This is a genomic window from Paenibacillus sp. FSL H3-0302, from assembly GCF_037982245.1.
GTDB lineage: Bacteria > Bacillota > Bacilli > Paenibacillales > Paenibacillaceae > Paenibacillus_AQ > Paenibacillus_AQ odorifer.
The window spans coordinates 1,836,665-1,859,829 of record NZ_CP150284.1 but is presented as its reverse complement, the minus strand read 5'-3'; the positions used below and the strand labels follow the sequence as shown (position 1 = coordinate 1,859,829).

Annotated in this window: 21 protein-coding genes; 2 read left to right on the top strand and 19 right to left on the bottom strand. The window is 43.3% G+C overall.

Annotation, left to right across the window (positions count from 1 at the left end; genetic code table 11):
- The first annotated feature begins 93 nt into the window (after nucleotides 1-93).
- Complete coding sequence (locus MHH50_RS08155; RefSeq protein WP_036675571.1) at nucleotides 94-996, top strand: manganese catalase family protein; 903 nt, start codon at nucleotides 94-96, stop codon at nucleotides 994-996.
- A 62-nt stretch (nucleotides 997-1,058) separates the two neighbouring features.
- Here MHH50_RS08155 and MHH50_RS08150 read toward each other — a convergent pair whose 3' ends face one another.
- The 14 genes from MHH50_RS08150 to MHH50_RS08085 form a co-directional block, all read right to left on the bottom strand.
- Nucleotides 1,059-1,616, bottom strand: a complete 558-nt coding sequence (locus tag MHH50_RS08150) for a GNAT family protein (RefSeq protein WP_076310203.1) — start codon at nucleotides 1,614-1,616, stop codon at nucleotides 1,059-1,061.
- 69 nt (nucleotides 1,617-1,685) lie between these two features.
- Nucleotides 1,686-2,750 carry a LacI family DNA-binding transcriptional regulator gene (locus tag MHH50_RS08145; RefSeq protein ID WP_076126305.1) on the bottom strand — a complete coding sequence of 355 codons (1,065 nt, stop codon included), beginning with the start codon at nucleotides 2,748-2,750 and terminating at the stop codon, nucleotides 1,686-1,688.
- Nucleotides 2,751-2,795: 45 nt separating this feature from the next.
- A complete protein-coding gene (locus MHH50_RS08140) occupies nucleotides 2,796-4,106 on the bottom strand; it encodes an ABC transporter substrate-binding protein (RefSeq protein ID WP_339247389.1) in 1,311 nt (436 codons plus the stop codon).
- A gap of 22 nt (nucleotides 4,107-4,128) precedes the next feature.
- Entirely contained in the window at nucleotides 4,129-6,009 is a 1,881-nt protein-coding gene (locus MHH50_RS08135; RefSeq protein ID WP_076279762.1) for a sensor histidine kinase, read from the bottom strand.
- Nucleotides 6,010-6,178: 169 nt separating this feature from the next.
- Entirely contained in the window at nucleotides 6,179-8,365 is a 2,187-nt protein-coding gene (locus MHH50_RS08130; RefSeq protein WP_248547696.1) for a methyl-accepting chemotaxis protein, read from the bottom strand.
- Between the two features lie 319 nt (nucleotides 8,366-8,684).
- Entirely contained in the window at nucleotides 8,685-10,016 is a 1,332-nt protein-coding gene (locus MHH50_RS08125) for a U32 family peptidase (protein ID WP_036675585.1), read from the bottom strand.
- A gap of 99 nt (nucleotides 10,017-10,115) precedes the next feature.
- The gene (locus MHH50_RS08120; protein ID WP_076126299.1) at nucleotides 10,116-11,048 is read right to left on the bottom strand and encodes a peptidase U32 family protein; all 933 of its coding nucleotides are present in this window, start codon (nucleotides 11,046-11,048) and stop codon (nucleotides 10,116-10,118) included.
- Between the two features lie 56 nt (nucleotides 11,049-11,104).
- Entirely contained in the window at nucleotides 11,105-12,154 is a 1,050-nt protein-coding gene (mltG, locus tag MHH50_RS08115) for an endolytic transglycosylase MltG (protein ID WP_340034177.1), read from the bottom strand.
- A gap of 172 nt (nucleotides 12,155-12,326) precedes the next feature.
- Entirely contained in the window at nucleotides 12,327-12,635 is a 309-nt protein-coding gene (locus MHH50_RS08110; protein WP_076104918.1) for a DUF1292 domain-containing protein, read from the bottom strand.
- Nucleotides 12,628-12,936 (bottom strand): DUF1292 domain-containing protein, encoded by a 309-nt coding sequence (locus MHH50_RS08105; RefSeq protein WP_038569507.1) that lies wholly within the window; start codon nucleotides 12,934-12,936, stop codon nucleotides 12,628-12,630. The genes MHH50_RS08110 and MHH50_RS08105 overlap by 8 nt, the downstream gene beginning before the upstream one ends.
- 13 nt (nucleotides 12,937-12,949) lie before the next feature.
- Nucleotides 12,950-13,369 carry a Holliday junction resolvase RuvX gene (ruvX, locus tag MHH50_RS08100; RefSeq protein ID WP_036675598.1) on the bottom strand — a complete coding sequence of 140 codons (420 nt, stop codon included), beginning with the start codon at nucleotides 13,367-13,369 and terminating at the stop codon, nucleotides 12,950-12,952.
- Entirely contained in the window at nucleotides 13,366-13,641 is a 276-nt protein-coding gene (locus tag MHH50_RS08095; RefSeq protein WP_036675601.1) for an IreB family regulatory phosphoprotein, read from the bottom strand. The genes ruvX and MHH50_RS08095 overlap by 4 nt, the downstream gene beginning before the upstream one ends.
- A 314-nt stretch (nucleotides 13,642-13,955) precedes the next feature.
- Nucleotides 13,956-16,589, bottom strand: a complete 2,634-nt coding sequence (gene alaS / locus MHH50_RS08090) for an alanine--tRNA ligase (protein WP_076126297.1) — start codon at nucleotides 16,587-16,589, stop codon at nucleotides 13,956-13,958.
- A 214-nt stretch (nucleotides 16,590-16,803) separates the two neighbouring features.
- Nucleotides 16,804-16,926, bottom strand: a complete 123-nt coding sequence (locus MHH50_RS08085; RefSeq protein WP_340034176.1) for a hypothetical protein — start codon at nucleotides 16,924-16,926, stop codon at nucleotides 16,804-16,806.
- 183 nt (nucleotides 16,927-17,109) lie between these two features.
- Here MHH50_RS08085 and MHH50_RS08080 point away from each other — a divergent pair, with 183 nt between their 5' ends.
- The gene (locus tag MHH50_RS08080) at nucleotides 17,110-17,970 is read left to right on the top strand and encodes a type II CAAX endopeptidase family protein (RefSeq protein ID WP_076218149.1); all 861 of its coding nucleotides are present in this window, start codon (nucleotides 17,110-17,112) and stop codon (nucleotides 17,968-17,970) included.
- A gap of 83 nt (nucleotides 17,971-18,053) precedes the next feature.
- Here the strand turns inward: MHH50_RS08080 and MHH50_RS08075 are convergent, their stop codons facing one another.
- The 5 genes from MHH50_RS08075 to MHH50_RS08055 form a co-directional block, all read right to left on the bottom strand.
- Nucleotides 18,054-18,971, bottom strand: coding sequence for a DUF5692 family protein (locus tag MHH50_RS08075; RefSeq protein ID WP_076126294.1), 918 nt, complete (start codon nucleotides 18,969-18,971; stop codon nucleotides 18,054-18,056).
- A 294-nt stretch (nucleotides 18,972-19,265) separates the two neighbouring features.
- Nucleotides 19,266-20,528, bottom strand: coding sequence for an FAD-dependent oxidoreductase (locus tag MHH50_RS08070; protein WP_076184718.1), 1,263 nt, complete (start codon nucleotides 20,526-20,528; stop codon nucleotides 19,266-19,268).
- 3 nt (nucleotides 20,529-20,531) lie between these two features.
- On the bottom strand, nucleotides 20,532-21,569 hold the full coding sequence (locus tag MHH50_RS08065) for a helix-turn-helix domain-containing protein (RefSeq protein WP_076126290.1): 1,038 nt from the start codon (nucleotides 21,567-21,569) through the stop codon (nucleotides 20,532-20,534).
- Between the two features lie 80 nt (nucleotides 21,570-21,649).
- Nucleotides 21,650-22,396, bottom strand: a complete 747-nt coding sequence (locus MHH50_RS08060) for a metallophosphoesterase family protein (RefSeq protein ID WP_305953684.1) — start codon at nucleotides 22,394-22,396, stop codon at nucleotides 21,650-21,652.
- 69 nt (nucleotides 22,397-22,465) lie between these two features.
- Nucleotides 22,466-22,987 carry a MarR family transcriptional regulator gene (locus tag MHH50_RS08055; RefSeq protein WP_076134039.1) on the bottom strand — a complete coding sequence of 174 codons (522 nt, stop codon included), beginning with the start codon at nucleotides 22,985-22,987 and terminating at the stop codon, nucleotides 22,466-22,468.
- Between the last annotated feature and the right edge of the window lie 178 nt (nucleotides 22,988-23,165).

The window sequence follows — 23,165 nt, the reverse complement described above, 5'->3', positions numbered from 1 at the left end:
CATCCATACTTTTCAGCCCATTCATGAGTAATTCCTATAGATTAAGCTCAAAATAGGTCAGTAACCCCTAACTCCAAGGAGGCTGAGATATTAATGTTCAAACGTATGGATGAAATCATGATTGAGATTCCTGAAGTTGAGAAGCCCGATCCCAATGCTGCTGCCGCTGTTCAGGAATTACTTGGCGGAAAGTTCGGAGAAATGTCGACCCTTAACAATTACCTCTTTCAATCCTTTAATTTCCGTTCAAAAGACAAGCTGAAGCCTTTTTATGATTTGGTGATGAGCATAACAGCGGAAGAGCTTGGCCATGTCGAGCTGGTTTCGCATGCCATCAACAAATGTCTTCGAGGGTCAACAAGTTATAAAGAGCCCGATTCCACCCCTCTAGGGTCCGCAAAAGATGCGCGTCTATCCTATCACTTTCTGGCTGGTGCACAAGGGGCTATGCCTTTTGATTCAACGGGGAACCCGTGGACCGGAGCAAACGTCTTTAATAGCGGCAACCTAGTGGAAGATCTGCTACATAACTTCTTCCTCGAATGCGGAGCCAGAACACATAAAATGAAGGTCTACGAAATGACAGACCATCCAGCTGCACGCGCTGTAGTCGGATTCCTTTTAGTCCGTGGTGGTGTCCACGTGGTCGCTTATGCCAAAGCCATCGAAGTGGCAACAGGTGTTAATGTAACTAAGCTCGTACCGATTCCTTCGTTAAATAATAAATCATTCAGCGAAGCAAAAAAATATGAAGAAAAAGGCGTGCATACCAAGCTATACACCTGGAGTGAAAGTGACTTCGGCGCCATCGATCAGATTTGGAAGGGAACCCACCCAGAGGATAATCTTCCGCTTGAAGTTATTCAAGGAGCCCCTAAAGGCTTTCCGATCCCCGTTGCTCCGGCAGTCGAAGAGGAATTCGCTCCCGGAATCTCCCCCGAAGACTTTAAAGAAATTGCCAAACGTCTCAAAATGGCTGGAAACATTACAGACTAATATTCATAGTGAATCTGGTGAGGAAGTTACTTACAATCTTCCTTACCCTAGATTCACTTTTTTTAATACAAACTGCGGAACTCCTCTTCAAGCATGGACATCAGAATCATGTTATGAAACTCTCCGTTTACATAAAGAGCATCCCGCTCCACACCGTCGCGTTGAAAACCAAGCTTCTCATAGACATGAACGGCTCTGGGGTTAAAAGTATATACGCCGAGATGAATGCGGTGCAGCTTCAAAGTTTCAAAGCCATATCGCAGCATTTGAGTCATAGCTTCAGTACCGTAACCTCTACCCCGATGTTCATGCCCACAAATGCCGATCCGGATATTTGCACTACGATTGTCCGGATCTATTTCATTTAGTACCACTTCTCCAATGAGTTCACCCGTGTCCTTTACTATAATCATAAGATCCACACGATCCTCGGCTGGAACACTAATCTTACGAATCCAAGCTGCCGTCTGCTCACGGGAGAAATCTCCTTGCGATCCTGTTAATTGCCCCATCTCAACATCAAGCAAAAAATTATAATAAGCCTCCAGATCGGATGCTTGCACACCGCGTAGTTGAATCTGTTCGCCTTCAATCTTTGGCATGGCAACTGATTCTGTCATAACTAAACTCCCCCTTACTCAAGCAAAACTAGATTCCATGGCTTATATACTTTTTAGATCAACATAGTTCTAGTCTCGCGGCTTATCCACGGAATCACGATGAACAATGTCCGCTGCGATAAGGATTTTCTCAAGCGGTGCAGAAGGATTATGAATACGGCTCAGAAGTTTCTCCACTGCGGCTCGGCCCATCGCTTCTTTAGGAACATGAACAGTTGTAAGCGGTGGAACGCCTCTTAAGGCATCCTCAATATTATCAAAGCCAGTAACCGAGATATCCTCCGGAATATTAAACCCTTCTTCCTTGAGGATGTCACTGACCGAAAGGGCTGTGGAGTCGTTAGCGCAAACCAAGGCTGTCGGGAGTGTTTTGGCTTTTTTACGCTTATTCACCCAGTTTTTAAAATCCTCCTGAAATAAGTCTTCCTCCACCCCTTCCAGAAAAAGATTCGCATCATCTTCCAAAGGCAGTCTTATTCCGCTCTCCTCCAGCGCACTCCGGAAGCCAATCCACCGGTCGCGGAAACTGCGTGAGAATCCAATATTGCCGATAAAATGCATTTGGGTATGGCCTGTGCCCATCAAATGATTTGTAAGCCGAGCCATAGAATCCACATTATTCGCAAACACGGTATCACTTGGAATTAGCGGATCTTCATGGTCAATCAACACCATCGGCAAACCAATACGGTGTACCTCAAGCAGCAAGGAAGTAGAGATTTGGCCCACACCTATCAAACCAAGGATTCCATTGGGATTCAAAATATTAACGAAATTATCCGCACGGTTCTCGGAGATAATGACCATCCCAAGCCCTTCCTGATCCAGCGCAATCGCAATACCATCCACAATTTTTCCCCAATACAAGGAATCCTGCGTCTGAGAACGAATATTCGGCATTAACACCAGCACGGATTGCTTATTCCGATCCCCGCCACCTACCGGAGGCGTGCGTTTTATACCTTGGACAAAAGCATTTTTTTGCGTAAAATAACCCAGCTGCGATGCCGCTTGAATCACTCGCTCTCTTGTCGTCTCATTAACGCCGCCCTTACCCGAAAGTGACTTGGAGACAACGAATTTGGATACGCCGAGATGATCAGCGATTTTTTGCATGGTGACCTTTTTAGCCATATATAACCCTCCAGAGAATGTCATCAAATTTATGTAGTACTAACTTTAAGGCTGAGAAGTTTGTGACGCTCCTGCCCGCGCTTCCTTCCATTTTGCATTTAATTCGTCAAAAGCCTTTTGTAAATCAGGCGCAGCCAGTAACTCCTGAATATAATCCCCGGACCAAAAGGATAGCTTGGCTCTATTCGCCAGCTCGATGAACGCATCACTTTGTACAGTAGCATCGAGTAGCTTAGGCTTATAAGATAAAAACTCACGATACTGCGACATAGAGGGATTCAAGCTTCCATCTGCCGGAAGAAATCCCCAATCATCTCGATAGGAAGTCTCCTTCACAAAAAAATTCAACCACGCCATAGCAAGCTCTTTGTTCTTGGTATATTTACTAACCCCCATGAACCAATCTGGATTGATCGGCGCATAATGAGCACTGCTATTATCATACGGAAACGGGAAGAATCCAATATCATCCGGGGCAGCCCCCACATCAAGGACTTGTCCAATCGTCCAATTTCCCAGTAAATACATCCCTGCTTGACCTTTAGCTAGCTTAGTCTTCGATATCTCCCAATTGTTCGAGAATAGTTCATCTTCAACATAGCCTTTACCAATTAAGGTTCGAGCAATGGAAATTGATTTCCCCCACTCATTATCAAGCTGCCACGGGTTATCCTCATTTACCATATTATTTAGATACTCTGGATTACCTGTCATATAGTTAACCAAACTGTTTCCCCATTCACGTAAAGGCCAGACGGCTCCATAATTCATATATAGGGGGATAATACCCGCTTGTTTTAATTTCGCACAAGCTTCGTAGAATTCATCCAGCGTCTTAGGAACAGTAGCTATTCCTGCTTTTTCGAATGCCTTTTTATTATAGACAATCCCAACCGTAGTAGTCCCCGTGGACAGCCCATAACGTTTCCCGTTATACGTAGCAAAAGAGGTGAAACGCTCACTAGCGGCGGTTTCTTCATCCAGCGGTTCGAAAAAATAATCCAGCTCCTTTGACGGAAGATTCACCGGAAGCAACAGTACATCACCGGCATCTTTCGTGGACAGCCGTACCAGAATATCCGTTGCATAATTGGACAAACCTTCAAATTCCACATTGGCTTCGGGGTATCTCTGTTTAAATTGGTCCGCGTATCCTTGAAAAGTTCCGTTCTCAATCAGATCTATTCGATTGGTCATCATGACTATGGTGCCGGACAAGTCAGACTTCACCTCGTCTCCAACTGGAGGCGGGGTGGATTCCGTCTGCTTATTGTTATTGGCACAGCTACTACTCAATAACACTAAGAGAAGTAACAGTATGGTCCGCATAGTCCATTCTAATTTCAACCCCTTCAACGGACAGCCCCCTCTTATTTCGTTACTCAGGTAAGCCAATTAATTCCTGCTCCAGTAATGGCAGCGACAAAATAACATCGGTCCCTCGTCCAAGCTCACTATATACCTGGATCCCAAATGCCGCTCCATAATGAAGACGCACTCGCTGCTGTACATTTTTCATGCCTATCCCCCCGTTAATGCTTTTCTTAGGAGGACTTTCGTTCTGCAGCCCATCATTCAATTTCTCCAAAGTCTTCTCATCCATTCCGATCCCGTCGTCTTTAATATGAAACAACAGCATTTGCTCTGTAATCTCGCAGCGGATGCTTAAATGCATTTGCGGCTTATTATCATCTAAGCCATGGTAAGCTGCATTCTCAATGATAGGCTGGAAGACCAGCTTGATAATAGAGTAATTATCTAACGACTTCGGCACATCGATATCCAGTAAAAAACGGTTAGGATAACGATAGTTCAGCAGCTCGACGTAATTACGCACATACCCAAGCTCTTGCTTCAATGTCGTATTGCCACTCAGATCACTTGTACTGTACCGTAGCAGTTTGCCCAGAATAGAGATCATATCCGCAGCTTCGACATCATCATTCAGCTCGGCGGTCATTCGGATGGACTCCAGTGTGTTATAGATAAAATGAGGATTGATTTGACTCTGCAGCGCATGAAGCTCTGCTTCCTTTTTCTGTTCTTCTATGCGGTAAATATCCTGAATTAGCTGCCTGATTCGGGCTAACATACGATTAAATTGATGCCCCAGCAGACCAATTTCGTCACGCCGTTTAACTCTGAACATCACATCCAGATCGCCGCCCTGAACTTTTTTCATCAATTGAATCATTTGAGTCAGCGATTTAGTAAGGGCAACGGAAAGAATAATCGAAATAATTAACGCTAGTACTATGATACTTAATGTAGCAGCAAGTGTTGTATTACGGGTCAGCTTCACATCACGCATCAGTACATCAACAGGAATAGAGATAATTACCTTCCAATTGGTTTTGGTAGAGCCAGAGTAAATATTCAACCGCTCTTTTCCGTTGACTGTATCATAAAAGCTTCCAGAAATGCCTCCAACTCTTTTGAACAAGTCTGAATCAGAAATATCTGTGGCCAGCAGCTTCTTGTCGCTGTCGTAGATGACCATTCCCTTCTCATCCACAATCAACGACTTCCCATGGGTGACTTTATCCAGTTCCTTAACTTGATTCTCCAAATTGCTAATATTCGCTTCAACCGCAATCAGCCCGATTGGATTTAACAAGCCATCCACGATTTTGCGAACAACGGTAAAAGCATATCGGGTGCTCTGCAGATTACTTGTATACGCTTGAGTACCGAACAATAATGCTTCTCCGCTGGAATCCTTAGTCTGCTGGCTCCAGTATTTATAGCTTTGCTCGAGATCGAGTCGTACGCCACCATCCTTCGCAGAATAATAACCATTTCCGTAAGCGTCAAAAATATAAACCGAGTTCGCACCTCGCTTAATATTGTTAATAAACGAAATGTTGCCCTCTATCCCCCGTTGAATGGACAACAGAAGATCAAAATCACCGGGCGACAAAGCAGCACTCCCAGTTGCGCCTCCCATAATCTTTTTCTGCTCATGGTAGTTGTTCGAACGTATTAAATTCTGTTTGATATCATTCACATAGGCGGGCATAGATGAAATACGCTTCATATCTTCGATATAATCGTCTACTCCATCCATCATTTGATCGATTAATTTCTCAGAATAAGCAATGGTGTTCCCCTGAATAGATTCTGAGTAGCTCTTGAAGGTAAATACACTGATGAAGGATAGCGGGAGGGTAATGATAATTAAAAAGACGAGGAGCAGCTTGCGTTCCATGCTCATGTCCCCGATAACGGACCACCAGCCAGAGATGCGTCTACCTTTCATTTGGTCCTTCTCCTTAATACTTTTTACCTAACTTGTTATTAAATTATAACAAATACCTAACAAAGTTATTATACGGTGTAGTTCTTCATTACACAACAACAAACCGCCTCTTCATGTTGAAGAAGCGGTTTTGTTAGGTAAACAATTTAGAAATTAGTGATGAATCCACTCATTTTATAGTGAATAATGACAGCTTGTCCTTCAATTGACCTGAAGCACTTTCCAGCTTGCCAGATAATGAAACGAGTTGATCACTTACATTTTGCTGTTCATTACTGAGTGAAGCTACTTCTTGGGAAGTTGCTGAAGATTGCTCAGCTACGGCGCTAACGTTCCCCATAGCCTCTGACAACACACCTTGCGAATGATTCAGACTGCTGATCGCTGTCGTCACCGATTCCAGGCTTGTTATGAATTCATCCATCTGTCCTTTTACGGACAGGAAGATATCACTTGTACTCTTCACGGAGCTTACTTGTTCTTTAAACAGTGGTGCTACTTCGGATAATACAGCTTCCGTTTCGTTCATTTCCGCCATGATCTTATCCGTAATTCCAGCAACAAGGGCAATAGATTGTTTCGATTGGTCAGCAAGCTGCCGCACTTCACCCGCAACTACCATGAAGCCCTTACCAGCTTCTCCTGCACGAGCGGCTTCTATTGTTGCATTTAACGATAAGATATTCGTCTGTTGCGTGATACTCTTCATCACATCCAACACCTTAATTACGGAGAATACTGTCTCCTTCAGGTGGTTGACACGTTCGACAAGTGCACTTGTTTTTTCTCCAGTGCGGCTAGTCTGATCCAGCAGGTCAGTTAATTGCTTAGCGCCTTGAGCACTAGCTTCACCAACCCCACGTGCTGCTTCATCCATCTCAGTGTTGGCATATATTACAGTCTGCATTTGCGTAGCAATCACATCTGTTAGCTCATTACCTCGTTCAGCTTCAAGCGCCAGACTGCCTGCCCCACCGGCAATTTCTTCCGTAGCGGCTGCGATTTCCTTCGCAGAAATAGCTGTCTTCCGTGAGGCTTCACCAAGCTCACCAGCGGTCTCCAGCACATCCCGAGCGGTTTCTGTCGTTTGCGATACAAGCTCAGTAATACGCTCCATCATCACGTTAAAGGAAGCTGATAGCTGGCCAATTTCATCTTTAGAAACATATTCTGTACGTACACTTAGATCACCACCTGCACCTTGTACCATAAGATCCTTCAAGCGTGCTAGAGGGCGAGCAATCATACGCACCATCCAGATCCCGATTACTATGGCTAGCAGAGCCGCACCAGCAGCCGCAATAAAAGTAGTCAACAGAATCGGACGTGCTTCTTTTACTAGCTCATCTGTTGGGACTACCCCTGCCAACTTCCAATCCGCCCGGATCATTGGATTAAAGACAGCAAGGATTTCTTTCCCGTTTGTATCCTTCTCATCCAAGCTTTTGTTATCCTTTTTACTTGCCTGAATAAAAGCGAACTCTGAAGGTTTACCATCGTCTTTTGAATCCGAAGAAGCTACTACGGTTCCATCAGGAGTGACAAGTTGAATTCGAGAGCCATCTCCCAGCTGTACACTTGCGAATGATTCCTCCAGCAATGTATTCTTCAACACAAGGATGACTATGTATCCTGTACCTGAGCCCAGGGTTTTGAGAGATCTTGCCATAGCAATATTTTTGTCTCCATCACCTTGAACAGCTGTCGAGAACCATATGTTCTTGGCTGCATCACCATCACCTTTAGAATAGTAGGATTCATAAGATGCAGTGTTGTCGACAATCTTCTTATACCATTCTTGTTCTCTTATGTTATCTAACTTAATGCCGCCACTGCCACTTGTAACAATGTCTTGATCAGGCGACTCCGGGATCAAAGAAACACTAAGAATATTAGAATCCGTTGTAATCTGACTGGACAACTTTTTACTTACTGCGCTTGTAGCTTCAAATTTCTCATAGGAAGATTGTGCAGTCACTAAAGACTTCAAATCTTCTTGCATCTGCGCATCAAAATAAAGCTGTAAAGCCAAGTTCTCGTACTGCTTCAAAGTAATATCTAACTTTTCTGAGGTCTGAATAATAGTCTGACGGTAGGCTTCCGATACGTTGTTCTTAATTGTCTTCTTGGCTTTTGAATAAGATAGCAGTCCAAGTGCCATTACCACAATTACAATTGCACACAAAAATATCAGGAATATCTTCACGCCAACAGATTCCATAGGATTAACTCTTTTGATCTGTCCCCGCAAATCTATCCCATTCTTCAAATTAAACTTAGGTGTCTTAACTGCCCCTTCAATCTTGCTTGTTTCCTTGTTTCCTGTGATCGCCGATTTCTTATTCTTTTTATTCATGCTAAACCTTCTCTCATTATGCTTTTCACTAATACTATCTTGATCAGGATCCCCCATCTTGATCACCTACCCGCTAATATTAGAATACGCATGAAAGCGTTAACCAATATATATATCGGCGTATTAGGTCTTTTTCCTTAGCTTTACGAGACTTTTTTTACAACTTTTAACCTATGTATGTTTAAACATAATAAATAGCTTGCTGCACCTCCTCTCTTGGAGATATTTGTTAATCCCTAATATATATAACTTATTGTTTGCTTTGTCAAAAAGAAAAACAGGGAGGCTCTTGGATGACCAAAGGCTTCCCTGTTTTTTATTAAAACTTTTTCTTACGCATCATATCAAAGTATGCAACCGGTTGATCTACCTTCATACGAATAGGTTGCAGTGGATGACGGGCAGCATCAAGCGAATTGCCTTTCTCATCCCATATTTCGCCAACCGTTTGCTTGAAGAACGTATCGTTAGGTCCAAAGAATTCTACTTCCTGACCTGGCTTAAAGTGATTGCGCTGTTGAACTAGTGCCGTACCACTTTCAGCATCATATTCAATTACAAGTCCGGCAAAATCATACGGAGCTGCTTTTTCTTCAGGCTCATAGATATGATCTTCATGATCCGGAGTATCATAGAAGAATCCTGTGTTTAGCGGACGGTTAGCGGCTTTATTAAGCTCATCCAGCCATTCCTGCTTCAATTCATACCCTTCCGGATCTGCCATATAAGCATCAATGGCTTTACGATATGCATTAACGACAGTAGCCACATAGTGGATTGACTTCATTCGTCCTTCGATCTTGAAGCTGTCGATGCCCACTTCAATCAGTTCAGGTATACTTTCCAGCATACACAAATCCTTAGAGCCCATGGAGAAGGGATTATCTCCTTGCTGATGCAGTGGAATCTGAGTTACCCCTGGAAGCAAAGGAGCTGGAGATTTCGCTTCAGCCTGCTCTTCCTCAGACACCCAAGTCCCTTCCGGACGTGCATCCTCAAACAAATCATATTTCCAGCGGCAAGACTGGCAACAGCCCCCGCGATTGGAATCACGGTCGGTGAAATGGTTGGACAAAACACAACGACCCGAATACGAGGAACACATTGCACCATGGATGAAGCTTTCGATTTCAATGTCGACATGTTTTTTAATCTCAGCGATCTCTTCCAGGCTTGTCTCACGGCCCAAAACAACACGCGGAAGCCCCTCTTCCTTCCAGAAGGACACCGCTTGCCAGTTCAACGTAGACTGCTGTGTACTCAAATGCACTTCAAGACCAGGCACTAACCGGCGTGCTGTATCTACAATGATTGGATCAGCTACGATAATAGCAGCAATGCCAGCTTCATATAAGTTACGCAGGTATTCTTCAATTCCCGCGACATCTTCATTGTGAGCATAAATGTTTGTTGCAACAAATACCTTAGCGCCATATTTCTTGGCAAATTCAACACCTTCGCGCATTTCCTCAAAGCTGAAATTATCTGCGCCGGAACGCAAGCCGTATTGTTGTCCTCCGATATAAACAGCATCCGCACCATAGTGTACTGCGAACTTCAATTTTTCCAAATTACCAGCCGGAGCGAGGAGCTCCGGTTTGTCCAGACGGTAACGTTTGCCCTTATATTGCGGCTTTGTCATGGTTCCCATTCCTGTTCTCCCCTCCATCGCCCACAAAGCTAAGTCACATGCTATAAATGCTGTACCTAATCTTCGTGGGGACCTATAACCTCTTTATTTTTGTCAAACTTAATATACTTGCTCTTTATAGAAAAATCCGAAGCTTAACTCCCGTTCAGGGTCCTGCACCGTTCTGATTACATCCATCCATTCCTCATTGAAGGCATAACCTTCCGGATCAGCCGCATAAAGATCTATAGCTTTACGATAAGTCTTCACAACCGTTACATTATACGCTATCGATTTCAAGAGTCCCTCAATCTTAAGGCTGTGTATACCTGCAGCCATCAGAATATGCAGATCCTCCAAAATACAAATATCATCCGAGCTCATAATATGAGTGCCGTTCTCGTCTTCATAAATCGGGAATTTCTGGTCATCTCGTTCTTCCTCAATCAGAAATAGTCCGCGTTCCTTCCCGAGACTTCCTCCATCACTAGGACGGCCTTGATGTGACATATAGCTTTCAACAAGCTTCCGCTTGGAATGGTATATATTGGTCATTCCATGAACCTGCACCTGTGCCTCAATCTCCAAAAGCGGAACCATTTCCGTCATTTCATCCATATTCAGCTCACGGGCCAGCACAACGCGAGAAGCCCCCTTGCGTCCCCAATAATTCGCGGTCGCATAGTTGGTGGAAGTCATTTCCGCATTCCAGTGCAGCTTCATTGCTGGCGCTTCTTTCTTCACAGTGGTTAACACTGCTGGATCCCCGAATTCAACACCATCAATGCCAAGCTCACCTAAAGCCTTCACATAGGCAGGAAGCTCATCCAGCAGACGGTTGGACATCAGCCCACCCAAGCTTGCATACACTTTGCAGCCTCGCGAATGTGCCATTTCTACGACAGTCGCTGTATCCTCCAGAGAGAAATGTCCAGCAAGCCGCATCCCAAAACGGTCATCCCCAATGAGCAACGCATCTGCTCCGGCATCCAGCAGAGCAGCAGCTTCCTCCAAGGACGCTGCCGTTACCAGCAATTCCGGTTTGTTAGTCATGTTGTACCTCCTACTTGTACGGTTATTTCAACCGCACCACTCTTCATTTTAATAGTTTATTTCGATTCTTGCTTACTTTTTTCGATATTGGCTAAATGTTCCTTGTAGGTCTTAGCAAATAAATGGCCCTGTGTACCATCTTTTTTGGTCACATAGAAGTAATATTCAGAAGCTTCTGGTTCGAGTGCCGCTTGAATGGACTCCAGCCCCGGATTACTAATAGGTCCCGGAGGAAGTCCAATATTCTTATACGTATTATATGGACTATCAACTTCCAAATCTTTATACAAAAGTCTTTCCTTCTGCTTATTGAGTAAATATTGAACGGTAGCGTCGATCTCCAGCTTCTGCTCTTTCTTTAGGCGGTTATAAATAACACCAGCCACAAGCGGACGTTCACTATCCACCACAACTTCCCGCTCAACCAGCGAAGCTACGGTCAACAGTTCATGCAGAGACAATCCACGCGTTTCTAGCTTTTGCTGCCAGTTAGGAATCGTATCTAGCTTCTTCTGGAACTGATCCAAAAGCGCTTCTACAACTTCCTGGGGCGTGCTATCTTTGGCCAGTTCATAGGTTTCGGGGAATAAATATCCTTCAAGACGGTGGCGTAGATTCTTATCCTGCGGGATACCCAGAATATCAATCCCCTTCAAACCTGCACCAGTATCCATAATTTCAAGAAAAGTAGCCGCATCCTGATTCCAGGCTTCAGCGAGCTTCTTAGCGATCTGCTCAGCAGTATATCCTTCGGGGATAGTAAAGACCACAGTTTCTTCCTTAACTACATCACCTGCATTTAATCTTGCAATGAGTTCATCATAGCTGTCACCGGGCTTAGCGATATAAGTACCTGCTTTGAAGCTAGAGCCTTCTTTAGTCCATTTCAAATATCCCTTAAAAAAAAGACTCTTACGGATAATGCCATTTTGCTCAAGCAGATCAGCAATCTCCGCACTTCCCATGCCCTTCTCTATCGTAAATGTTACAGCAGGACCTGCAGGCTCTACCGGCTGCATCCCGTTCCAAATGTACCATGCGCCCCCACCTCCTGCTGCTACCAGCAAAAGAATAATGATTAACACAGTACTGATTGCGGATTTCAAGTCTGGTTCCTCACTTTCCGACTATAAAGTATAAAAGTGTATTGCCTAAAATTCAATATATATTTCCTTAGATTGATGTATATAGGATATTGCTCGCATTTCAAGCAAAAAGAGCGCGGAATTCTCCGCCCTCTTCCGTGCCCATCATAAATGTAACGTACATGTTTAAGTTTTATTCAGCGCCATCTGCTGGAAAAGTCATCTCATCGTATAGCTCAGAGATGTCTTCCCACTCTTCATCGTCCATAATGCTCTCTAATTCCGGAAGTCCGTCAGAAGAGACAACGATACGCAGGATTTCATACTCCACGTCTTTGCCAGAGCCTTTCAGCACTGCATATCCGCGATCACCGACTTCAAATTCGGCGATAATATCGTAAATGGAAGATTTGCCTTGCTCATCTTCCAGTTCTACAGTTTCTCCGTAGGCTTCTTTAAGCCGTGAAGTCCATACCGCTTGATCAGCGGATATCTCAGTCATTCTCCGATCCTCCGTCCAACTCGTCGACCAGTGTGTTGAAAGTCTCTTCGACAATCGCCCACTCCTCGTCATTATCGATCATGAACAATTGAAGATCGTCGCCTTCTTCCACATAACGGAACGCGTATACCTCATCGGTTTCCTCGTCCTCGGAGTCTAGCGGAACCACCATCATATACTTAGCGTCCGAGCCATCAACCTCAAACTTCATAATGACCTCGAATTCCTCTTCATTACCTTCCTCATCGGGAATATAGATAATTTCCGGTTCTTCCTCTTGGCCAATCTGTTCGTTTGTCATATCCTCGCACCCCTCACCTTTTACTGTTAGCATCCAAAAAATTTTGCAAAATCAGGGCTGCAGCCATTTTATCCACAATCCCCTTGCGTTTCTTCCGGCTGACGTCCCCTTCAATCAGCACCCGCTCTGCGGATACCGTCGTCAGACGCTCATCCCAAAGGTGTACGGGCATTTCTAACTCTTCCCGTAGCTTATCAGCGAACTCTATACAGATTTCGCCCCGGGGTCCTACTGAGCCGTTCATATTCTTCGGTAGACCAACTACAATCTCTCCAATTTCGTGCTCTGCAACAAGTTCACGAATGCGTTCGAACTCATTACCCGTACCTCGGCGCTCAATCGTTTCAAGAGCTTGTGCCGTCCAGCCAAAAACATCACTTGTGGCTACACCGATTCTACGGTCGCCGTAATCTAAACCTAACTTCTTCTTCATTTCGGATTGTCCACCCTGTGATTGACGAGATAGAATCTAACCAGCTCTTCAATCAGCTCATCACGTTCTTTTCTCCGGACCAAACTTCTCGCATTGTTATGGCGCGGAATGTAAGCCGGATCTCCGGAAAGAAGATACCCTACGATCTGATTGATCGGATGATACTCTTTCTCCACCAGTGCATCGTATACTGCTAGCAATATTTCCTGGGGAGAAGCTTCCTTTTCGTCGCCCTTCACATTGAATTTGACCGTTTTGTCCATGGAGTCCATTTGTGACACCTTCCTTCTGCAAAATCGCCTTTTGGGACGGCTTCGCAAAGTTGCTACTGTGCAGCTCGCTTGCTTCCTTTATCATAACATATTCATGCCCCAACGAGGAAATCCTGCCCGTTATTAACGCTTTTTTTGGCATTTTCTCTACAAAAATTATGATATTTTTGGCTTTTAAGCTATTGTCAAGCACAATTATTCATGAATATCTAACATCCTGCTAATAAAGAGTAGCGGTACTGATATCAAACTCTCAGTACCGCTATGTTTTCTCGTAATACGTTTAGTTAGAGAAATGGTTTCGTAATTTTAACTTAGGCTAAGGAAGCTACCAATTCTTCAGCCTTTGCCAATGCTTCGTTTAGCTTAGAAGCATCTTTACCGCCGGCTTGCGCCATATCTGGACGCCCACCGCCACCACCGCCGCAAACCGCTGCAATTTCTTTAACGAGTTTACCAGCGTGGAAACCTTTCTTCACCAGGTCTTGCGGTACAGATACTACAAAGTTTACCTTATCATCCATCGCTGCACCTAATACAAGCACTGCATCCGGAAGCTTGGATTTCAATTCATCCGCTGTGGAACGCAAAGCATCCATATTGCCTGCTTGAACAGCAACAGCCAGGAGCTGCGTACCTGCGCCAACTGTCTTCACACTGCTTGTAAGTTCAGCAGCAAAAGTAGCACTCAGCTTGGATTGCAAGGACTCATTCTCACGCGAAAGCTCACGCACCTGGTTATGCAGCGCTTCGATCCGTTTCGGAACGTCATTCAGAGAAGACTTAAGAAGGCCTGCTGATTGTTTGAGCAAATCTAGCTGACTTTCAGTGAACTGGTAAGCGTAACGTCCGGTAACCGCTTCGATGCGGCGCACTCCGGAACCAATGCCACTTTCGCTAAGCAGCTTGAAAATTCCGATTTGCGACGTGTTGGATACATGACAACCACCGCAAAGCTCAAGGCTGTAATCACCCACTTGAACGACACGGACGATATTACCGTATTTTTCACCAAAGAGTGCCATTGCTCCCATTGCTTTAGCTTCATCAATCGGCTTGTTCTCAATCACTACATCTAGACCGCGCCAGATTTGTGCATTTACGCGATGTTCGATATCGCTCAATTCTTCTGGAGTAATCGCTCCAAAATGGGAGAAGTCAAACCGCAAACGAGCACCTTCCACTAAAGATCCCGCTTGATTAACATGCCCGCCAAGAACTTCTTTAAGCGCTTTGTGCAATAAATGGGTAGCTGTGTGGTTCTTCACGATATCTTCACGCTCCGCACGATCCACTTCCGCGCGAACGGATTCGCCCACTTTCAATTCTCCCGCTTCCACAGTTACCAAATGTACGTGTTGGCCGTGTGGAGCTTTAAAGAGTCCTTTTACCTTAGCTGTAACTGAACCCCCAGTAAGCACACCCGTGTCACTTACTTGTCCGCCGCTCTCAGCATAGAACGGTGTTGTATCAAGAATAACTTGGCATTCTGCGCCTTCACCGGCGACATCTACCAATTCATCACCCACAACAATAGCCAGGATTTTCGACTCTGTTACCGAGTCATTATATCCAACAAATTCACTTTTAACCGTCAGGTCTGCTAGTGCGCCTCCCTGGATCTTCATGCTGCCGCCATCATGACGTGCAGCTCTCGCGCGGTCACGTTGCTCCTGCATAGCCGCATCAAAACCTTCTCGGTCTACAGTTAAACCTTGCTCCGCTGCGAAATCTTCGGTCAGGTCAAATGGGAACCCATAAGTATCATATAACTTAAATGCATCGGCTCCAGCAATATTGCTGAGACCCTCTGCTTTTGCTTTAGCACTGATCTCACCCAAAATAGCCAATCCGTCAGACAATGTTTCGTGGAAACGTTCTTCTTCAGTACGAATAATCTTTGCGATATATTCGCGGTTGTCCACAACGGATGGATAGTAGACACCCATAATTTCGCCAACGGTTTCAGTCAGCTCATACAGGAATGGACGATCCAGACCCAAGGTCTTTCCGTACCGAACAGCACGGCGAAGCAAACGGCGGATAATATAACCGCGTCCTTCATTAGAAGGAAGTACTCCATCCCCTACCGCAAAAGTAACGGTACGCACATGGTCAGCGATTACTTTAAGCGCGATATCCTGCTCAACGTTATCTTTATAAGTTACACCCGCGAGCTGTGCTGTCTTTTGAATAATAGGTTGGAACAAATCAGTGTCGAAGTTGGAATCTACATCCTGTAGAATGGATGCAAAACGCTCCAAGCCAGCCCCTGTATCAATGTTTTTATTCGGAAGCGGCGTATAGCTGCCATCCTTGTTATGGTTGAATTGTGAGAACACCAGGTTCCATACTTCTAACCAGCGTTCATTTTCTCCACCTGGATACATTTCCGGATCGCTCATATCACTGCCGTAAGCTTCACCACGGTCATAAAAGATTTCCGAGCAAGGACCGCATGGGCCTTCGCCAATATCCCAGAAATTATCGTCGCCCAGCTTAATGATGCGTTCAGCAGGCAGGCCAACCTTTTCATTCCACAGCTTAAATGCCTCTTCATCCTCTGCGTACACCGTTACGGAAATACGTTCCGGGTCAAAGCCGATCCACTCTTTGCCGGTTAGGAACTCCCAAGCCCATGTGATAGCTTCTTCTTTGAAATAATCGCCGATGGAGAAGTTACCCAGCATCTCGAAAAATGTATGGTGACGGCGTGTCTTACCCACATTCTCGATATCATTGGTACGAATACATTTTTGTGAGTTAGTCAGGCGCGGATTTTCTGGAACCTCCCGGCCATCGAAGTACACTTTCAAAGGTGCCATACCCGCATTGATCCACAGAAGCGAAGGATCGTTGTGAGGAACGAGGGACGCACTTGGTTCAATCTTGTGACCTTTACTTTCAAAAAACTTAAGCCATTTGGAACGAATTTCACTTGCTTTCATCATTTACAGCTCCCGTCTCATCTTTTTACTTCGGCATTTACACCGGAAATTACAAAATACCTAAAAAATAAAAACAAAAAAACGCCCCTGAATAATTCAGGGACGATTAATATCGCGGTACCACCCTGGTTATCGCCTTGACCCCACTAATGGGACAATTGCAGACGATCGCCTTGTCGCGGCTGATAACGGGCGCCCCCGGTGAGCATTGATCTCACACTCCGAAATTAGCTTTCCACCGGCCTGTCTTCAAGGTTCTCACAGCCATTACGAAACGTTTCGTAAAGGAACCTTTTCTCTGATCAAGCCATCCTCCGGTGTACTTCATTTTCATCAACGATTTGTCCGATTTGCATTTTAACATTTCAAGTATAGCCAGTGCCCTTGCTTCTGTCAATCTGGGGATGGGCGAATGTGAAGAATAACACATGATTTTTGTAACAGTAAACTTGGACTCAAAAAGGATATAGTGAAATCTAAGGTTAATTTGGAATATTTTGTATCAGGAGGACTGCCGTCGATGCTTCACTCCAAGGAGTTCAATCCATCATCGATTTTTGAAGCAAAGCCTACACACTACCTTTTTATAGCGAGCCTCATTTTTATTCATATTATCTTTACTCTTGCGGTTAATCTCATCCTTTTTGAGCATGGATATTTAAGTTTTATTGCCAAAAACACAAACCACTGGATCAATGAAACGTTAGCCGCCAATCTAGTTGGGCTTCTCTTAGAAGTAATTATTTTTTTGATTCTGATAGCTAAAGTTTCGCCCCGGGATTTTGGGTTAAAAATAGAAAAATTAAGAGCCGGACTGCTGGGTACCTTTCTGTTTTGGCTCGCTATAAATATAGTAGATTTGTGTATGGTACACCTGAATCACTCAGAGCTAACACTTAACAATGCTATCTTCAGCCATTCAAATTTAGTTTTCGGTGAAATTCTAGGTCAAGTCTTGGGAAATGCTTTATTGGAAGAAATCTTATTTCGCGGCTTCCTGCTCGTTCAAATCTATCTATACTTAAAAAAAATCAACAACAAAACTACACGGATGATCTCTGCAATGCTGATTTCACAATCGATCTTTGCCGCCATACATATCCCAAACCGGATTTACTCAGGATTAGTTGGAATGGAGTTTGTTTATGATTTTATCATGCTTCTAATTCTAGGAATTATATTCGCTCTACTCTATATCTTAACCCGAAATTTATTTTTCGTGATCGGCGTTCACTCATTAATGAATATTCAGATAGTGTTTTGGAACAGTAATTTCACGTATACGGCAACTTTATTATGTGTCTTATTACTGACTTGTCTTTTGCTTTGTATAAAAAGGAAAACATTTCGTGCGCAGCAACGGGCGGATATGGGGCCCTGATAATTAGAACTTTAATTATTCACAAAAAGAGGTTCCCCCTTTAAGCAGGAGGAACTTCTATCACTATTACTATAATGTCTCTATTAATTCGCACCCTCTGCAATAGCTTTATAAGCAGCTAAATCCGTATAAACTTCATCTTTAAGCGGATTGCGTTTATGCTTGATGATTTTATAGAAATGATAACCAAACACTGCAATATTAGCAGCTAAAGATAATGCACTTACTATCCACAGAGCGGTTTCACTATGAGAGGATTGTACAGAGAACTTTGACTCGCCAACAAACGCCGGGAACGACATCGTAAACATCATCCAAATCGCCAAAGTCTGTGCACGATGCTGCAGCCATGCCCCTTTTTTAAAGAAGAACGCCGGGATGGTACAAGAGATCAACAATGCTGCACCTGCATAGAAGGAATGGTCAGAAACTGCATTATATACATAGGCAAAGTTCCAAATGTCATAAGCAATGATCCAGAACCAAAGCTGGTCAGGCCACAACATATCTTTACTCTTATCTTTACTGATCACAATACCCATCCAACCAGAAATCGTAATAATGTTCAGAATACCTGCGATCCCGTTCATAATGTTCCAAGGACCACCTACCATCATTACGCCATCCACCATACCTTGCAAGCTGTACACTTGGAAATCACGAATAACTGCTTCAAGAATGTTAACTGCAAGGATAATAGCCGGGAACATTAATATATATTTATTTTTGTCCCATCCTTTAACATAACGGATAGCCATAAACCCTATACATCCTGCCAAAGCAGAATATACTTTTACCCAGTGAAACCATGTTCCAGTACTGGAGCCTTCTCCTGCCGTATTTGGCCAAACCGCTATGGTAAGAACAATAGGGACAACTATAAACAGAATGATTGAGAACCACTTGCTCTTCCGTGCGATTTCATTTACAAACATTAATCCTGCTAGTACTACTAACCACATTAGCGCTGAGTACCAGGGAATCGATTCGAATAAAAACATGTTTTACTCCTCCTTGTAGGTTGGTGTATGTAATCTGTGTCTCAGGTCCAATATAGCCCATCCCTCTTTAAACGATCAAATCGCTTAAAACGTTGATTTATCAGTGTTTTTTTAGTTTCATTTCAAGTTGAGTTTACACAACCCTAGCACTAGAATTCGCCAAACTTTCTACCTTTCTTCTGAGAAATCTATTAGAATACATGTCTATAGAACTATATACTGCAAACCTAACTTGAATGTAAAAAAACCTTGTCGACAAATTTCTTTGTGGACAAGGTTCCTCATTAATGTTATTCAAAAGAATCGTTCAACCAAGTGTTTCGCGTATATAATACAATTCTCAAGTGTAGGGAAGTTCATGATTTCTCCAGCTAAATAGATATTGTTTTTCCCCTGCATCTGATCAACCCGTTCATAAAATCCCTCATGTAGCGCATTAGAATCCACATGTGGGAAATGCCTCCAACGCTTCATCATATATAGTCGAATGCTCTCTCCGCCCAGCTCGCGAAGTTTATTTTCTACCGTCTCTCGCATTTCCAGATCAGTCATAGCTTCATTCTCAGCTACATAAACCGTAACTAGATCCGTAGTTCCCATATCTGCCCACCGATAGTACCATGCCATCATATGCCCTTTACGTTCAGGGTACATATTCCGGGGGATATAGCCAGAAAGCTCCGGCAACCCCTTCACTCTATACGCATATACCCTAAACCATTCATAGGTTATATTCGCTAATAAAGTTTTGTCCTCACTTGACAGGCTAACTGTATCGCCCATTTGCTCTAAAGCTGCTGTATAAATGACCTTGTCAAAATAAAAGATGTCCTGACTCGTCTCTACTCGAACCTGCCCATCTTGTTCTTGCTCCATAAAAAGCACTTCACAAGTCAGGCGTAGATCGTTTACTTGGTCGGCCATTCGTCTAATCAGCTCAGTAACACCCTTAGGCCAGGTTATCATATGAGTAATTTCAATAAACGACAACAGATTATCATAGCTTAGAAATTTCAGCACATATGCAGCGGGCACATTATGGATACCACCGAATCCAAAAGTATTAAAATAATGCATGTAGACCTGCTCAAGGACAGACAGCTTATTCTCTACACACCACTGCGAAAATGGCTGACATAAATCTGGCGGTAAGTGGAGAAAACCCGGTTCTTGGAGAGACTCATAGCGTTTTAGAATATCCGGTAATCGTTTGAATTCTTGTGTAAACGCCTCTATCTGCTCCATGGGAATTTGTGAAGTTTTTCTCCCATTATTATCAAAAAATCCACGTTCTAACAATGGTCCCCTATCCATAAGATCAAAATCTCTCATAAAATCCATCGTATGTTTATAGGTAGGCAGGCCGATTAGCGTCCCCATTTCATAACTTTTTCCTTTGTACTCAATAGAATGACACTTTCCTCCTACTCTATCCGACTTCTCCATGAGGGTAATGTTGGTATATCCTTTTTTCGCTAATTCATAAGCAGCCGTAACCCCAGAAATCCCTGCACCGATGATTCCAATTCGGTCTTTATTCTTTGTGTTTGTCATCATCCGTTATCTCCTTGTAAATAACCATAATGGCAAAGTTTCTCGTTGTCCCGTATAGGCAAGTGCGACATCCGATGGTATTTTACCTTGATTAGGTCCGTCTGTAATTTGCCTGTTGAAGTTGTAGGTTCTCAAGTATTCATGTAAGCGCTTTTCTAAAATTTCAAAGGAATCTATCGTATCATCTACCCAAGCCTGCTGGTAGAATTCTTTGGTCAACACCGCCGCAAATTGCTGCAAGGGCTGAAATATCTCTGTTTGGTCTACCGTTATAGCGACTTGATTAATATTGTTCTTATGTAAAAATTCACTATATTTATGTTTTCCTCTGTCCCAGTTCGTAATGAATTCACGGCTTTTGTTCGTAACCAGATTATCGATATGAAAATCTAATGTCTTCATCAATGGGAGAACTTTCAGATGCATAAAATCTATAAAATGAATGGTAGATTTCCGATTGTATAGCTTAACTAGACCTAGTCTGGAGTAGGCATCATAAATTACATATTGATATACCTTTCCGACCCTCGGGAAAACTCCCAAATAGCTAATACTCTGCTGACACATATACCCGGGATGAGCATTTATCGGATTCTTCATCTTATAATCTAGTATTTTCCGTTTCTCTTTAAATCCTTTAGTGTGAGTGGATTGTGCGCCATTCCTCTTCTTTGCTTTGATTTGATTGGCGTAAGCTTCACGTTCTATTCGTTTATTTAGTCCGTTTCGACGTAGTACATTATAAATACCGGATTCCCCTATTTGCATACCTTCATCTTGCAGTTCATAAAAGATGCGTTTAGGCCCATCCTCAGGAAATCTGGCGACGTACTCCAAGATCAATCTTTCCGTTCTCTTATCTACTTTATTAGGCATTACCGGCTTTCTTTTCTTCTCCCCAAGTCCATCCATTCCATGTTGTTGATAAGCTTTAGACCACTTATAATAGATCGTCCGGGAAATGCCAAACTCCTTACAGGTTTCGCTCACATTCTTGCTGATGGCCCCTTGCATGAGGATATGATATTTGTTGTTCGCATTCACCTATTTGCACCCCTCCTATCTTTATTTTATACATAGTTAACGTTTAATTCATTACTATTCTAAAAAAAATGGGAGAACGCTCAAAGCGTCTCACCATTCCGAACAAAATGCGTTATGTATTTCCCTGCGGAAATCTCCAAGCAATTTAGTCGTTGGCCATATGCACAGCCGCCATCTATGCCAATTTTATCTCCCAGTGGACTAAACCAGATTTCTTCTGAATCATGCAGATCCATCGTCGAAGTATGACCGAAAACAACCGTTTTGTTAGTGCTAACTACCGGATTCTTATAAAAGGGTTCTCTAATCCAGATAAAATCATAAGGGTCTTGCTGCTTCCAATCCTCTATTAATGGATTAATGCCTGCATGAACAAAAATATGTTCTTCCGTCTCATGATAAAGCGGCAATGTGCTCAGAAAGTCTATATGATGTCTATAGTCCCGCCTAATTTTTTCTTTTAGCTGCATATAATCCTTCCAGCCAAAATCCTTCTGCAATCCTTCGTAGCCCGCCTCGCAATAACTCATCAGTGTATGAAATCCGCCGTTAGTTAGCCAATGGGTATCCAATTTATCATCATCGCTGGTGAGCGCATCGCAAGCCATTTTATCGTGATTTCCTTTGAGAACTATCGCTCCACATTCTTGCTGCAGAGTCATCACTTGCTCCACAATTCCTTTACTGTCCAGACCTCTATCCACATAATCTCCCATTAAAATAAGCTTATCCTCCGCCGGGCGATAATTCACTTTTGATAATAGGGCATTGAATTCTACATAACTTCCGTGAATGTCACTAATTGCTAATATTCTGATGATAATCACTCCTTGCTCTAAGATGCAAAAAAAGATGTTCCCGCAGGTCTGCAGGAATATCTTTTGATGTTGGTCTTTCTATACTGAATCTATAACTAATGGCTCCTCATCCGACTGTGGAAAAAAATGACGGCTTCTGACCTCATGCACCGCTTCTTGAAAACGATCGCACAAAAAGATCAGCTGGTCGATCTCTTCCTTACCGACCTTTTGTGTGATTTCACTCAAAATGCCGGAATAGGATGCCATCTGCCTGCTATAAATCTGCTCTCCAAGCTCACTCAGACAGATATATACGACCCGCCGATCTGTATCGGATGTTGTACGCACTACGTAACCTTTTTCCTCCAACGTATTTGCCATTTGCGTGGCAGTAGGTCTACTTATCTGGAGCAGGTCACTTAATTTAGAAATCATAACTCCCCGGTGCTGTTTGTCACCTTCAGCCGCTTTCTTTTGCTTCATAACAGTGTGAATGACGTACATCATAACAAACTCTCTATACGATACTACATCAATCGAGTAGGGGCGAGCAGTCAGACGCTTTATATTTTCAAGGGCTATGATCAGCTTCTGCTCTTGATTGTCATGGGTATCCATAGGGCACCTCCAATATACCTCAATCTAATTAGATTACTTACCTATTCCCAAAAAATCAAGTCAAATTCAAATTCTCTTTAAATTAAAATTTAATAATTAACCTGTTGTGCTAATTGATGAATTTGTGTATTATACATAAATGATAGTTTGGCTACCTAATTATTACGACATGAATTCC